Annotated in this window: 14 protein-coding genes and 1 tRNA gene; 10 read left to right on the top strand and 5 right to left on the bottom strand. The window is 65.4% G+C overall.

What is annotated here, in order from left to right; translation table 11 throughout:
* Positions 1–19: 19 nt before the first annotated feature.
* Both JOE31_RS18725 and JOE31_RS18720 read right to left on the bottom strand, forming a co-directional pair.
* Positions 20–550: a DUF6314 family protein gene (locus JOE31_RS18725; protein WP_209747173.1), complete on the bottom strand. Its 531-nt coding sequence runs from the start codon at positions 548–550 to the stop codon at positions 20–22.
* A 1-nt stretch (position 551) separates the two neighbouring features.
* Positions 552–624, bottom strand: a tRNA-Arg gene (locus JOE31_RS18720).
* A gap of 85 nt (positions 625–709) precedes the next feature.
* Between JOE31_RS18720 and JOE31_RS18715 the strand changes: the two genes are divergently transcribed.
* Entirely contained in the window at positions 710–1,510 is an 801-nt protein-coding gene (locus tag JOE31_RS18715) for a DUF998 domain-containing protein (protein WP_209747171.1), read from the top strand.
* Here JOE31_RS18715 and JOE31_RS18710 read toward each other — a convergent pair.
* Entirely contained in the window at positions 1,482–2,105 is a 624-nt protein-coding gene (locus JOE31_RS18710) for a hypothetical protein (RefSeq protein ID WP_209747169.1), read from the bottom strand. The genes JOE31_RS18715 and JOE31_RS18710 overlap by 29 nt on opposite strands.
* Positions 2,106–2,211: 106 nt before the next feature.
* Here JOE31_RS18710 and JOE31_RS18705 point away from each other — a divergent pair, with 106 nt between their 5' ends.
* From JOE31_RS18705 to sucD, 5 genes are all read left to right on the top strand, one after another.
* Positions 2,212–3,060: an inositol monophosphatase family protein gene (locus tag JOE31_RS18705; RefSeq protein WP_209747165.1), complete on the top strand. Its 849-nt coding sequence runs from the start codon at positions 2,212–2,214 to the stop codon at positions 3,058–3,060.
* 44 nt (positions 3,061–3,104) lie between these two features.
* Entirely contained in the window at positions 3,105–5,597 is a 2,493-nt protein-coding gene (pcrA, locus tag JOE31_RS18700; protein WP_209747164.1) for a DNA helicase PcrA, read from the top strand.
* A gap of 14 nt (positions 5,598–5,611) precedes the next feature.
* Positions 5,612–6,319, top strand: a complete 708-nt coding sequence (locus JOE31_RS18695) for a hypothetical protein (RefSeq protein WP_209747162.1) — start codon at positions 5,612–5,614, stop codon at positions 6,317–6,319.
* 224 nt (positions 6,320–6,543) lie between these two features.
* Positions 6,544–7,713 carry an ADP-forming succinate--CoA ligase subunit beta gene (gene sucC / locus JOE31_RS18690; RefSeq protein WP_209747160.1) on the top strand — a complete coding sequence of 390 codons (1,170 nt, stop codon included), beginning with the start codon at positions 6,544–6,546 and terminating at the stop codon, positions 7,711–7,713.
* Positions 7,714–7,724: 11 nt separating this feature from the next.
* Complete coding sequence (gene sucD / locus JOE31_RS18685; RefSeq protein ID WP_043478543.1) at positions 7,725–8,627, top strand: succinate--CoA ligase subunit alpha; 903 nt, start codon at positions 7,725–7,727, stop codon at positions 8,625–8,627.
* Positions 8,628–8,769: 142 nt separating this feature from the next.
* Here the strand turns inward: sucD and JOE31_RS18680 are convergent, their stop codons facing one another.
* The gene (locus JOE31_RS18680; RefSeq protein ID WP_209747158.1) at positions 8,770–9,252 is read right to left on the bottom strand and encodes an SRPBCC family protein; all 483 of its coding nucleotides are present in this window, start codon (positions 9,250–9,252) and stop codon (positions 8,770–8,772) included.
* Positions 9,249–9,611, bottom strand: a complete 363-nt coding sequence (locus tag JOE31_RS18675) for a helix-turn-helix transcriptional regulator (RefSeq protein WP_209748612.1) — start codon at positions 9,609–9,611, stop codon at positions 9,249–9,251. The genes JOE31_RS18680 and JOE31_RS18675 overlap by 4 nt, the downstream gene beginning before the upstream one ends.
* Before the next feature lie 179 nt (positions 9,612–9,790).
* Between JOE31_RS18675 and JOE31_RS18670 the strand changes: the two genes are divergently transcribed.
* The 4 genes from JOE31_RS18670 (at position 9,791) to iolD (ending at position 14,344) form a co-directional block, all read left to right on the top strand.
* Positions 9,791–10,195, top strand: a complete 405-nt coding sequence (locus JOE31_RS18670; protein WP_209747156.1) for a tautomerase family protein — start codon at positions 9,791–9,793, stop codon at positions 10,193–10,195.
* Positions 10,196–10,401: 206 nt separating this feature from the next.
* The gene (iolC, locus tag JOE31_RS18665; protein ID WP_209747154.1) at positions 10,402–11,403 is read left to right on the top strand and encodes a 5-dehydro-2-deoxygluconokinase; all 1,002 of its coding nucleotides are present in this window, start codon (positions 10,402–10,404) and stop codon (positions 11,401–11,403) included.
* Positions 11,400–12,371 carry a deoxyribose-phosphate aldolase gene (locus tag JOE31_RS18660; protein WP_307864447.1) on the top strand — a complete coding sequence of 324 codons (972 nt, stop codon included), beginning with the start codon at positions 11,400–11,402 and terminating at the stop codon, positions 12,369–12,371. Before iolC ends, JOE31_RS18660 begins: the two co-directional genes overlap by 4 nt.
* Before the next feature lie 44 nt (positions 12,372–12,415).
* The gene (gene iolD / locus JOE31_RS18655; RefSeq protein WP_209748608.1) at positions 12,416–14,344 is read left to right on the top strand and encodes a 3D-(3,5/4)-trihydroxycyclohexane-1,2-dione acylhydrolase (decyclizing); all 1,929 of its coding nucleotides are present in this window, start codon (positions 12,416–12,418) and stop codon (positions 14,342–14,344) included.
* The last annotated feature ends 46 nt before the right edge of the window (positions 14,345–14,390 follow it).

Below are 14,390 nucleotides of genomic sequence, written 5' to 3'. Positions count from 1 at the left end.
CCGACCTTAGCCCATCCGGCTACGGCCCACCCGCGGCGGGCCGGTCTTCGCCCGGACCGAGCCTGCGCAGCACCGATTCCAGGAGCAGGTCCTTCCTGGGCCCCTGGACATCCCACGTATAGCTGAATTCGTTGGGTCCGCGGTGGGCGTACGTCACGCGGTAGGTGTCCGGATCACACCAGTGGTTGTCCTGCCTGGCCGTTTCCCGGAAGCTCATCCGGTGGAAAGGCCGCCCGTCGGGGAACGTCATATCCATCGCATCGGGGGCATCGGCAGGCTGCAGGATGTAGTCACGGCTTGCCGTGCCGGTGAAGGTGGCGCCTGCCGGAGCAGGCCAGCGCATGGTGCCCTCTTCATGGAAGTCAAGGCCGCCGTCGTCGTCCTTCACGGAAAACCGGGCGACGCCGGTGAAAGTGCCCCGTGCGCCGGTGCTGCGGTCCCGCAGCGCGCGTTCCACGGACCAGCTGCCGAGCAGGTAGGCACGCAGATCGAATTCCTGCGCCTCACTCTGCGCTGCATTCTTAGCTGCATCCTGCGGCTGGAAGTTCAAGTGCCCTCGATTGGAATCGAACCAACGACACCGGCTTTAGGAGAGCCGTGCTCTATCCACTGAGCTACGAGGGCGGGCGTCCGAAGCGGTTGGCACAGGCCGTCCTGTTCGGGCACGGATACAAGCATACAAGGTGCCGGCCCGTACTACGCTCTTGGCATGACTGCAGCAACACCAGCAACTTCCTACCGGGCCGGTTTCCTGCCGGATATCGCCTCAAGCCGCGAGTATTTCGGGGCGTGGGCCAAGCTGAGCGTGCTGCAGTATTTCGTGGCTGAGTCGGCTGTGATCGCGGCGTGGGCAGGGCCGGAACCCTATGACCGGCGGACCGGCTACATCAGCGATCTGGGCGCCACCCAGTGCGCCGTCTATGAGGGCCGGGACGTGTGCTCACCCTTGCACGCGGTGATGAATGCCTCGTTCGTGGTGCAGGGCGTGGGCATGCTGGTGGGGGCGCTGCTGCTCAGCTCGGCACTTTTGTGCGTGGCGGCCCGGCCCGGAGTCCGGCTCGCTTTCGGGCCCGGCCACCGCATCCCGTGGTTTACCGCCCTCGCGGCCAAGATCCTTACCTTCACCGCGGGAACCGGGACAATCATCGTGGGAGTGGTGCCCGAAGACGCCGGATGGTTTGCCGTGCATCTGACCGGCGCCGTGATGTTCTTCCTAGGAGGAGCGCTGGCGCTGCTGCTGTTGGGAGTGCTGTGGCTGAGGCAATCACCCCTGGCCTGGTTCATCCTCGCCTGCGGAGCGGTTTCCTTCGTGGCGCTGGTGATCGGCGGCCTGACCGGCATGGATGTCCCGGAACCGGGCACCCTGGAACGCTTCATGGGCTACCCCGTGACCGTGGGCCTGGCCACTGCGGGGCTGGTGATCGCCCAGCGCGTGCGCCGGGAACTGAAGGTGCGGAAGGCTGCGCGGGCCGCAGCCCGGGCTACTGCTTCCGCGGCTTCCGGCCAATAAATACTGCAGCGCCGCCAGCCAGCAGGCTCAGCACGAGCAGTACCCAGCCGGCAACGGTGAGGGCGGATGCGAGGGCCACCTGGCCGGCGTCGACCGCTGACGCGGACATCATCGAATCAATGGCGGCGTTCCCCCACAACCTCACGGCGGCGAAGAGGAGCGGGAGCGCCCAGAGCGCCCAGCGGAGCGGCTTGCGGGCAACGTTGGTCCCGATCAGCAGCAGCCAGGTGAAGCTGAAAATCAGCGGGAACAGGGTGCCCGCCGTCTTGTGGAGGTAGTTGAGCTGGCCGCGCGCGTCCTCGTTCATGGCCGACCTCAGCTGGTCCACGAACCCCTGGTCAAAGCCCCCGATCAGCGAATCCGGCATGGGCAGGCCCCCGGAGAGCTGGGTGAGCTGGTTCAGCGTCAGCAAATGCAGGTACCAGAACAGGAAGAGGCTGGCCACGACGCCGGCAATGAGGATCAGGCTGCTGTTGTTCTGCGCCTTCTCCGGGGTCCGCTGCGTGGTGGGGTTGATCACCGGCGGCAGATGGTGCTGGGGAACGGACGCCTTGGCGCCGTGCTTCTTGATCCGCTGTGCTGGTGTCTTGGCCATGCGTTCATTATCGCTGGTCCCGTGCACGCGGCTGTTCCCTAAGCCTGTCCTTGGATCCTGTCCTTGGCGCCTGTCCTTGGCCGAAGGCCACCTATAGGCTGGACGCGTGACGGAACTCGGAAGACACAAACTTGGCAGGCACAGCGCGGCGGAACTCAACGCGGGCCTGGACGACTACGAGCTGGCCGAAGCGCTGGTCAGGGAAGCAGGAATGCTGGCCCTCATGATGCGCCAGGGCGGCCTGGAAGGGCAACAAAAGACCTCGGTATCCGATGTTGTCACGGCCGCCGACCATGCCGCCGAAGACTATGTGCTCGAACAGCTGCGCCGCTGCCGGCCGGACGACGGCATCCTGGGGGAGGAAGGCGCCTCCGTGAAGGGGAGCAGCGGCCGGACCTGGGTGATCGACCCCGTGGACGGGACTTACAACTTCCTGCACGGCTCCACGTACTGGTGCTCCGCGCTCGCCCTCAAGGACAGCACCGGCACGGTCCTGGGCGCCATTTTCCAGCCCGAAGAGGACAAGCTTTGGCTCGGCGGAACCACCCGCCCCGCAACCCTGAACGGTGAACGGCTCACCTCTTTCCACGACGACGGTGGGGCCAGGCCGTTGAAGCCGCTGGCAGAGCAGGGGGCAGCGACGTATATCCACCCCACGTGGCTCGCTGACCCGCTGTGCGCCATGCCCTGGCATGCAGCGGCCACCGCCGCAGCGGCGCTGCGGATGTTCGGATCAGGGTCCTGTGACCTGGGCCGGGTGGCCGACGGCGAACTGGACTGCTGGTTCCAGCACAGCTGCCCCGAGTGGGACTGGCTGCCCGGGAAGGCAATCGTGATTGCGGCAGGCGGCACCGCCGACGTCGTCCGGATCAACGGACTCGAGTGGTTCGTCGCGGGAGGCACGACGGCGGTCCGGCAGCTCCGCGCTGCCCTGGAATCGGGCTCGGTGGAGTAGCCACGGAAGTTAGTGTCGGCCCCACCGCCTAGACTTATAGCACCATGGATATGTTGTTTGACCCGTATGCTGACGGACCGTTCAAGGCTGCCCCGCAAGCGGCAGCGCTCACCAAGTCGCGCCCCGGGGCCGGCGAAGATCCGGCGCGCTACGGGAACGGCGGGCCGGAATCCGAGGGGGAACGGGCACGTCCGAAGCTGCCCGGCGTGGACGAACTCCTCCAGGGCCTGAACCCCCAGCAGGAAGAAGCGGTCAAGCACACCGGCGGTGCGCTGCTCATCGTTGCAGGAGCCGGATCCGGCAAGACACGCGTGCTCAGCAACCGGATCGCCTACCTCATCGCCACGCGTAGGGCGCATCACGGCGAGATCCTGGCCATCACCTTCACCAACAAGGCAGCCGCGGAAATGCGGGAACGCATCGAGGCGCTGGTGGGCGGCCGCGCCAAGATCATGTGGATTTCCACCTTCCACTCGTCCTGCGTGCGCATCCTCCGGCAGGAAGCCGCAAATGTCGGGCTGAAGTCCAATTTCTCCATCTATGACTCCGCGGACTCGCTCCGCCTGGTCACGCAGGTGTCCAAGAGCCTTGACCTGGATCCCAAGAAATTCGCGCCCAAGGCCATCCAGCACAAGATCTCGGCGCTGAAGAACGAGCTCATCGACGCGGATTCCTATTCCTCCTCCGCCAACCACAACGATCCCTTCGAGTCCGCTGTGGCCGATGTCTTCAAGGGCTATACCCAGCGGCTGCGCCAGGCGAACGCCATGGACTTTGACGACCTCATCGCCGAAACCGTATACATGTTCCGCGCCTTCCCGGCGCTCGCCGAATCGTACCGCCGGCGCTTCCGGCACGTACTGGTGGACGAGTACCAGGACACCAACCACGCCCAGTACGCACTGGTCCGTGAAATAGTGGGCGAAGGTCCCGGTGCCTCCGAGCTCACCGTGGTGGGTGACTCGGACCAGTCCATCTACGCGTTCCGCGGCGCGGACATCCGCAACATCGTCGAGTTCGAAAAGGACTACCCGAACGCCCGCACCATCAAGCTGGAACAGAATTACCGCTCCACCCAGAACATCCTGACCGCCGCGAACTCGGTGATCTCCCGCAACCCCAACAGGCCGGAGAAACGGCTCTGGACCGCCGAGGGCGAAGGCCACAAAATCATCGGCTACGTGGGCGAGAACGAGCACGACGAAGCCCAGTTCATCGCCAAGGAAATCGACAGGCTGCAGGACGAGGACAACCTCCGTCCCGGTGACGTTGCCATCTTCTACCGCACCAACGCCCAGTCACGTTCCATTGAAGACGTCCTGGTGCGCGTCGGGCTGCCGTACAAGGTGGTGGGCGGCACGCGCTTCTACGAGCGCAAGGAAATCAAGGACGCCCTCGCGTACCTGCGCGTCCTGGTCAACCCCGACGACGACGTCAACCTCCGGCGGGTGCTCAACGAACCCAAGCGCGGCATCGGCGACCGTGCCGAGGGCGCCGTGGCAGCCTTGGCCGAACGCGAACGGACCTCCTTTATGGCCGCCGCCCGCCGGGCGGACCAGGCGCCCGGCATGGCTACCCGCTCGGTCAACGCCGTGCTGGGTTTCGTGAAACTCCTGGACGATCTTGCCGAGGTGGCCAGCGGCTCCGGTGCGGCGGCCGCCCTGGAAGCGGTCCTGGAGCAGACCGGCTACCTGGCCGGGCTGCGGTCCAGCACCGATCCCCAGGATGAATCCCGGGTGGAGAACCTCGCCGAACTGGTCGCCGTCGTGCGTGAATACGAACAGGAAAACCCCGAAGGTTCCCTGGGGGCCTTCCTGGAGCAGGTGTCCCTCGTGGCGGACGCGGACCAGATACCGGACGCCCCGGGTGCGGACATCGACGCCGCCGTGGCGGAAGCCAAACGGCTGGGCGTCGTCACACTCATGACCCTCCACACGGCCAAGGGGCTGGAGTTCCCCGTGGTCTTCCTCACCGGCATGGAGCACGGCCTCTTCCCGCACCAGCGCTCCGCCACAGACCCCAAGGAACTCGCGGAGGAGCGCCGGCTGGCCTACGTGGGCCTGACCCGTGCCCGGAAGCGCCTGTACGTCACCCGCTCGGAGGTCCGCAGCATGTGGGGCCAGAGCCAGTACAACCCGGCCAGCCAGTTCATCGAGGAGATCCCGGCAGAACTGGTGGAATGGCGGCGCGAAGGCACCAGCCGCCAGGTCGGCGGCTGGGGGAGCGGCGCAGCCATCGGGTCCAGCCGGTACAGCGGCTCGTTCTGGGGCGCCGGCACGGCCCGCGGCCAGGCCGCCAGCCCTTCCGCCGGCTTCAATGCCGATGTTCCGGCCGCCGTCGCGAAGAACCGCGTCCAGCCGCAAAAGGAAGTGGTGGCCGTCAGCGTCGGAGACAAGGTCAACCACACGAGCTTCGGCAACGGCACGGTCCTGGCCGTTGAAGGCGCCGGGGACAAGACCGTGGCCAAGGTGAAGTTCAGCGTCGGCGAAAAGCGCCTGCTGCTGAGGTACGCGCCGCTGACCAAACTGGACGCGTAGCCGCTGCAGGCATAATGGAGCGCATGCGACGGACTGTACCGGGGATCCTGGCCGCCCTCATCCTGCTGGCCTGCACTTCCTGCACTATTACGCAGAAGGACCCGAACTATGTTCCGCCGCCGCCGCTACCCGCGCTGGAACAGCTCGAGCAGGCACCGGTGGCTGACGGTACCCGGTTCTCTGCGGGCAGCGACGTGCTCAGTTTCGTCACCGCCGACCATAGCGTTGTCTGCTCGCTGACCTCGGCACGCGGCGAGCACGTCAGCCTGCCCTATGAGCAGAATGCGTACAGCGACGGCGCCAACAACAAGCTGGCAATCGTCCCGGTAGCGCACTGCGAACTTGCCGTTTACCCCAAACCCGAAGCTGCGGACGTCAAGGATGATTGTGCCGGCACGGGCCTGGGCTACCTCGGCGGCACCGCTTTGCTCACGCCGGATGAGGCAAGCTACGGCGAATGCCGCTCCGGCGTCACCCAGATGGAGGCCGAGTTCGGGCCCAAGGGGAGCAAAAACGGGCCGGTATCCCAGCTGCCTGTACTGGAGGACGGACAGAACCTGGAGCGCAACGGCCTGCGATGCTCGGCCTATAACGGCGGCGTGGCCTGCGGAAACGTCTCGGCCGGCGTTGCTTTCTTCGTTTCGCGGGACCGTTACGAACTAATTTCCGCGGACAGTGCAGACCCCTCCGCGACGCCGTCAGAGGCGCCAAAAACCCCGTAATCTAGCGGTTTTTCTACGCTCCATAGAATAGTGTCCTTACTCACATAACAGGTACTCTGGAACGGGCCGGTCCGCAGAAAGGACTAGAGTTCCGAGAGGAGCATTGCGCCGTGTGGCTCGTTTCCGAACCAGTCGCAGGGTGCGTTTATTCCGCAGCCCGGTAACCACGATTACGTGGGGTCCGGCTGTACAGAAACTACTTCGACGTAGAAGGACACTAAACCGTGGACCTGTTTGAATATCAGGCGCGCGATATGTTCGAGGCGCACGGTGTACCCGTGCTTGCTGGCATCGTGGCGCACACCCCTGAAGAAGCAAAGGCAGCTGCCGAGAAGATCGGCGGCGTAACTGTCGTCAAGGCACAGGTTAAGGTCGGTGGCCGCGGAAAGGCCGGCGGCGTTAAGGTCGCAAAGACCGCCGATGAGGCGCTGGAACACTCCACCAACATCCTGGGCATGGACATCAAGGGCCACACGGTCAACAAAGTCATGATCGCCCAGGGCGCGGACATCGCCGAGGAATACTACTTCTCCGTTCTGCTGGACCGGGCCAACCGCAACTACCTGGCCATGTGCTCGGTTGAAGGCGGCATGGAAATCGAACAGCTCGCCGTCGAACGCCCCGATGCACTGGCCAAGATCGCCATCGATCCCGCTGTGGGAATCGACCAGGCCAAGGCCGACGAAATCGTTGCCGCTGCCGGCTTCGCTGAGGAACTGCGCGGCAAAGTCGCCGACGTCATCCTGAAGCTCTGGGACGTTTTCAAGAAGGAAGACGCCACCCTGGTGGAGGTCAACCCGCTGGTCAAGACCGGCGCCGGCGACATCGTCGCCCTTGACGGCAAGGTGACCCTGGACGAGAACGCCGACTTCCGGCACGCCAAGCACGCACTCCTGGAAGACAAGGACGCTGCTGATCCGCTCGAGGCCAAGGCCAAGGCGCAGGACCTGAACTACGTCAAGCTGGACGGCGAAGTCGGCATCATCGGCAACGGCGCCGGTCTGGTCATGTCCACCCTGGACGTCGTTGCCTACGCCGGTGAAAACCACGGCAACGTCAAGCCGGCCAACTTCCTGGACATCGGCGGCGGAGCCTCCGCCGAGGTCATGGCAGCCGGCCTGGACGTCATCCTGGGCGACGAGCAGGTCAAGTCCGTGTTCGTCAACGTCTTCGGCGGAATCACCGCATGCGACGCCGTGGCCAAGGGCATCGTGGGAGCACTGGCCGAGCTGGGCCACTCCGCGAACAAGCCGCTGGTCGTCCGCCTCGACGGCAACAATGTCGAGGAAGGCCGCCGCATCCTGGCCGAGGCCAACCACCCGCTGGTTACCCTGGCCGCCACCATGGACGAGGGCGCCGACAAGGCCGCCGAGCTCGCCAACGCAGCTAAGTAAAGGGACGCACCATGTCTATCTATCTGAACAAGGACTCCAAGGTCATCGTCCAGGGCATCACCGGCGGCGAAGGCACCAAGCACACCGCCCTGATGCTCAAGGCCGGCACCAACATTGTGGGCGGCGTCAACGCCCGCAAGGCCGGCACCACGGTCCTGCACGGCGATAACGAAATCACCGTTTTCGGCACCGTCAAGGAAGCCATGGCCGAGACCGGCGCCGACGTCTCCATCGTCTTCGTGCCGCCGGCCTTCACCAAGGATGCCGTCGTTGAAGCCATCGAGGCCGGCATCGGCCTGGTCGTCGTCATCACCGAAGGCGTGCCGGTCCAGGACTCCGCCGAGTTCTGGGCACTGGCCCAGTCCAAGGTTGACGCGAACGGCAAGCAGGTCACCCGCATCATCGGACCGAACTGCCCCGGCATCATCACCCCGGGCGAGGCCCTGGTAGGCATCACCCCGGCCAACATCACGGGCAAGGGCCCCATCGGCCTCGTCTCCAAGTCGGGCACACTGACTTACCAGATGATGTACGAACTGCGCGACCTGGGCTTCTCCACCGCCATCGGCATCGGCGGCGACCCCGTCATCGGCACCACGCACATCGATGCCCTCGAAGCCTTCGAAGCTGACCCGGAGACCAAGGCGATCGTGATGATCGGTGAAATCGGTGGCGACGCTGAAGAGCGCGCGGCGGACTACATCAAGGCCCATGTCACGAAGCCGGTTGTCGGCTACGTGGCAGGCTTCACCGCTCCGGAAGGTAAGACCATGGGCCACGCAGGCGCCATCGTCTCCGGTTCCGCCGGAACCGCGCAGGCCAAGAAGGAAGCCCTCGAAGCTGCCGGCGTGAAGGTCGGCAAGACGCCGTCCGAGACTGCCAAGCTGCTGCGCGAAGTTTACGCAGCCCTCTAGGCTAAGCAACAGAGCACTACAACGCGGGGTCAGCCCGCCGTCCTTCGGGACGGCCGGTTGGCCCCGCGTTTCTGGTTAAAGTACGACGTCGGACGGTCGCGTGCCCCGGGAAGGCGACCGTCCGGCGTCGTACTTTTGTGTCCTAGACTTTGGCGCTGCTGAGCAGCTCATCCAACCGCTCGTAGCCCTCCGTCATGCCGCCTTCCATGCCGGACTGCGCCATGCCGTCACGGGCTTCCTGGCTCGGGTAGACGGAGTGGCCGGTCAGCCGGCACCGGCCACCGCCGAGGTCCACGAAGGTCAGGAACTCGATGCTGACCACATCCGGGTAGCCGTCGAACTCGAAAGTCTGGATGGCGAACTCGTTCTCCCGGACAGTGTGGAAGACGCCGTTGAAGCCATAGCTTTCGCCGTCGGGCGCGCTGTGCGTGTAGCGGTAGCTCCCGCCGGTCCGGAAGTCGTAGTGGTCCACGTCCATTTTCAGCCGCCGCGGTCCCAGCCACTGGGCAACGAGTTCGGGCTCCTTGTGGGCGCGGAAGACATCCGCCACGGGAAAATCGAACTCCCGCTCGAAGTCTATGAAGGGCACTCCTTCCGGAACGGAGACTTTCAGGGCGTTGGTCATGATGGGTCCTTTGCCTCTGCGCCGCGTGAGGCGGCGTTTGATTGGAGCACGGCGTCAAGGCTGCGGAACTGCCTCTCGCGGACCAGCCGGTACTGGTCGATCCACGCGGTGAGTGCCTCCAGCCGTGCAGGGTTCAGGTGGACAGGCCGGCGCTGGGCGTCACGCGTGCGGGTGACGAGCCGCGCCTGCTCGAGGACCTGGATGTGCTTCGAGACCGCCTGTTTGGTGATCGCGAAGGGTTCCGCCAGTTCGTTTACGGTTGCCGGGCCCCGGCTGAGCCGGGCGATGATGCGGCGGCGGACCGGGTCGGCGAGGGCCATAAAGGCCGCGTCGAGCAGCTCGTCGTCGCCGGTGTCCATAGCCTGCCCATCACCCCGTTCAGTCATTCGCCAGGTAATCAATTAATTCGTTTATCAACCTTTCGGTTGTTTAATGCTACTCCCGCGATGGACTGCCAGCAAGGGCTCCTCCGGGCCCGTGTTGTTCAACGATGCTTCGATTTGTTAGTATGTCAGGACAAACTACCGAAGGAGCCAAAGTGCCGCTGGTGCGAATTGACGTCAATGAGGGTCGCAGCCCCGAGGATCTGCGCCGGCTCAGTCGGGGGATCCATGATGCGATCCTGGCTGAGTACGGGATTCCGGAGCGTGACTACTTCCACATCCTCACCGAACATCCCTGCGGGCAGATCTTCGCCCAGGACGCGGGGTTGGGCTTTGAGCGGACGCCGGATGTGGTGATGATCCAAATCTTTACCCAGGGTGGGCGCAGCCAGGAAGCCAAGCAATCCCTTTTCGCCGCGATCGCGGCCAGGCTGGCGGAGCTGGGGGTGGCTGGTGGGGATGTGTTCATCGGCTATGTGGAGAATGCCGCCGGCGACTGGTCGTTCGGTTTCGGGCGGGCGCAGTACGTCACCGGGGAGTTGGCGGTCCCGCGCAAATAGTCTCCGGGTTGGGCGCGCATTGTGAGGTCCAGGCCGGCCAATTTACCCGGCTATGCCAAGTTGTAAATATGTCAGTACAAACCTTTGACAGGACAATAATTCTAGGGCAAAGTAGTGGTTGTGGCCCCGCTCACGGGGGTCGCCAGGAACCGGAGCTCTATCTGTTCAGAGGTACAGAGTTCAAACCAGAAAGGTCCGCGATTACCGTGACCCACGAACTGCTCACGATCGGGCGCATCAGCGTTGATATCTACCCGAACGACATCGGGGTGGATCTGGAGGACGTCACGTCCTTCGGAAAGTACCTCGGTGGATCACCGTCCAACGTCGCTGTTGCTGCCGCCCGGCATGGCCGCCGGACCGGAGTGATCACCCGCACCGGCGACGACGCCTTCGGGAAATACCTGCACCGCGAACTCCGCAAGTTCAACGTGGACGACACCTTCGTGACGCCGGTGAAGGAATGGCCCACCGCGGTCACGTTCTGCGCGATCAAGCCGCCGGAGGATTTCCCGCTGTACTTCTACGGACGTTTCCCCACGGCCCCGGACCTGCAGATCAAAGCGGACGAACTGGACCTTGACGCCATCCGGGACGCACGGATCTTCTGGTCCACGGTCACCGGACTGTGCCAGGAACCCAGCCGTGAAGCGCACATCAAGGCCCACGAAGCCCGCCCGCGCGAAGGGCTCAAGGAAGGCCAGTACACCATCCTTGACCTCGACTACCGCCCCATGTTCTGGGCCTCGGAGGAGGAAGCCCGGGCCCAGGTGGCCAAGATCCTGCCGCATGTCACAGTTGCCATCGGCAACGACAAGGAATGCGCCGTAGCCGTGGGCGAGGGGACCCCTGACGAGCAGGCAGACCGGCTCCTGGCCGCTGGCGTCGAAATCGCCGTCGTCAAGCTCGGCCCTGAAGGCGTGATGGCCAAGACCCGCACCGAGCGTGTGGTGTCGGCCCCCGTTCCGGTGGAGACCGTCAACGGCCTGGGCGCCGGGGACTCCTTCGGCGGAGCTTTCTGCCACGGACTGCTCTCCGGCTGGAGCCTCGCCGAGGTCCTCGATTACGCGAATGCCGCCGGCGCGATCGTCGCGTCCCGCCTGTCCTGTGCCGACGCCATGCCGACGCCGGACGAGGTCACCTCGCTGCTGGCCGAGCGCGGCCGCCTGGTTCCCGGGCAGTTTGCCACCGAAGGAGCAGCACTGTGACCCTCAACGCTTCCCGGACCACTCCGGATACCGTCCCGGCCGCTGCGGGTGTGGACGATGATCCCCGCCGTTACGCCCACCTGAGTACCATCCGCCTGGAGGACCCGGACGCTGTTGCCCGCGCCGCGAAGGCACGGCGCCGGCACCCCGGCCTCAAGTACGGCCGGCAGAACTTCATCGTGGCAGCTGACCACCCGGCCCGCGGCGCCCTCGCGGTGGGCAACGACCCGGTGGCCATGGCCGACCGCCGGCAGTTGCTGGACCGGCTGCAGATCGCCCTGGCGAACCCGGACGTGGACGGCATACTCGCTTCCCCGGACATCATGGATGATCTCCTGCTGCTGGGCGCGCTCGACGGCAAACTGGTGTTCGGATCCATGAACCGCGGCGGGCTCACGGGCCTGGTCAACGAATTTGACGACCGCTTCACCGGCCACACCGCCGCTGCGCTGGAGGCATTGGGGGCCGACGGCGGCAAGATGCTCACCCGTATCTGCCTGGGCGACCCGGACACGGTGTCCCTGCTGGAAGCGACGGCCAGGGCCATCGATTCGCTGGCCGAACGCAAACTGATCGCCATGGTGGAGCCGTTCCTGTCCGCGTGGCACAACGGCAGGGTCCGCAACGATCTGTCCACCGACGCGGTCATCAAGTCCGTGGCTATTGCCGAGGGCCTTGGCTCCACCAGCGCCTACACCTGGATGAAGCTGCCCGTGGTGGCAGAGATGGAACGCGTCATGGCCGCCACCACCATGCCCACGGTGCTGCTGGGCGGAGACCCGGAAGGTACCCAGGACGAAGTGTTTGCCAGTTGGGAAGCCGCCCTGGCCCTTCCCGGCGTGCAGGGCCTCACCGTCGGCCGGACCCTCCTGTACCCGAAGGACGGCGACGTAGCCGGCGCAGTGGCCACCGCAGCCTCCCTCCTTCACCACACCGCATCAGCCCACACCGCAGAAGTAACGGAGTAATTCCCATGGGGATCAGAACTGGCAACGCAGCCGGAACCCGCCGCATGACGGTCGCCCAGGCCGTCGTCGAATACCTTTCCAAGCAGTACACCGTTGATTCCGTCGGCGGACTGGACTACCGCGAACGCCTGATCCCCGGCACGTTCGGCATCTTCGGGCACGGCAACGTTGCCGGTGTGGGCCAGGCGCTCAAGCAGTACCAGCAGCTGGATCCGGCGATCATGCCGTACTACCCGGGCCGCAACGAGCAGGCACAGTCCCACCAGGCCGTAGGGTACGCACGCCACACCCGCCGCCGGCAGACCTTCGCCGTCAGCACCTCGATCGGGCCGGGTTCTTCGAACCTGCTGACCGGTGCCGCCTTGGCGACGACGAACCGTTTGCCGGTTCTGCTGCTGCCCAGCGACACCTTCGCCACCCGGGCCGCTGACCCGGTGCTGCAACAGCTCGAGCAGCCGTACGCCTACGACATCACGGTCAACGACGCGTTCCGGCCGCTGTCCAAGTTTTTCGACCGCGTTTCCCGGCCCGAGCAGCTGTTCTCCGCGTTCCACCACGGACTGCGCGTGCTGACGGATCCGGCCGAAACCGGCGCCGTCACCATCTCCCTGCCGCAGGACGTCCAGGCCGAAGCTTTCGACGTGCCCGAGGAGTTCCTGGCCGAACGGGAGTGGCGGATCCGCCGCCCGGACGCGGACGACGAGGACATCCGCCGTGCCGCCGAAACCATCCGCGCCGCGAAACGCCCGCTGATCATCGCCGGCGGCGGCGTCCTCTACGCCTTCGCCAACGACGAGCTCGCCAGGTTCGTGGAACTCACCGGCATCCCGGTGGGCAACACCCAGGCCGGCGTCGGGGTCCTGCCCTGGGACCACAAGTTCTCCCTCGGCGCGATCGGTTCCACCGGCACGACGGCGGCCAACGCCATCGCAGCCGAAGCGGACCTGATCATCGGCATCGGCACCCGATACGAGGATTTCACCACCGCCTCGCGGACCGCGTTCCAGAACCCGGACGTGAAGTTCATCAACATCAACGTCGCCGCCATCGACGCGTACAAGCACGGCACCACGCTGCCGATCGTGGCCGACGCCCGCAAAGTCCTGGTCAAGCTCAACCAGGCCCTTGGCGGCTACCGCGTGGGCGCGGACCTGGAACAGCAGGTCGCGGCCGAGAAGAAGCGCTGGGATGCCACCGTGGACGAAGCGTTCGACACCCGCTTCACCCCGCTGCCGGCCCAGAACGAAATCATCGGCGCCACGTCCCGGGCCATGAACGCCCAGGACGTCGTCATCTGCGCCGCCGGGTCCCTGCCCGGTGACCTGCACAAAATGTGGCGCGTCCGCGACCCGTTCGGCTACCACGTCGAATACGCCTACTCCTGCATGGGCTACGAAATCCCCGGCGGGCTCGGCGTCAAGCGCGCGGCCCTGGCGGAAGCCGCTGCCGGCGGCACCCAGCGGGACGTCGTGGTCATGGTGGGGGACGGCTCCTACCTGATGATGCACACTGAACTGGTCACCGCCGTCGCCGAACGCATCAAACTGATCGTGGTCCTGATCCAGAACCACGGCTACGCCTCCATCGGCTCGCTCTCCGAATCGCTCGGCTCGCAGCGCTTCGGCACGCAGTACCGCGCCCTGGACGAGGAGCAGCACAGCTTCGACGAAGGCGAAACCCTTCCGGTGGACCTGGCCCTGAACGCTGAAAGCCTCGGCGTGAAGGTGATCCGGATCGAACCGGGGGAGAAGGTCATCGCCGAACTCGAGCAGGCCATCCGCGACGCCAAAGCCGCCCCCGAGCGCGGCGGACCCATCCTGATCCACGTCGAATCCGACCCCCTGCTGGACGCGCCGAGCTCCGAGTCCTGGTGGGACGTCCCGGTCTCCCAGGTCTCCGAGCTCGACTCCACCAAACAGGCCTTCCAGACCTACATCGACCACAAGAGCCACCAGCGCAAGCTGCTCGGCTGACCCCGGCCCCTGGGCCACCCGGCATCCCAACCCCCAAGGACATTAT

Origin of the sequence: Arthrobacter sp. PvP023 (genome assembly GCF_017832975.1) — a bacterium.
GTDB lineage: Bacteria > Actinomycetota > Actinomycetes > Actinomycetales > Micrococcaceae > Arthrobacter.
Note: the sequence above shows the minus strand (reverse complement) of the source record. Positions and strands in the feature narration are given on the sequence as shown.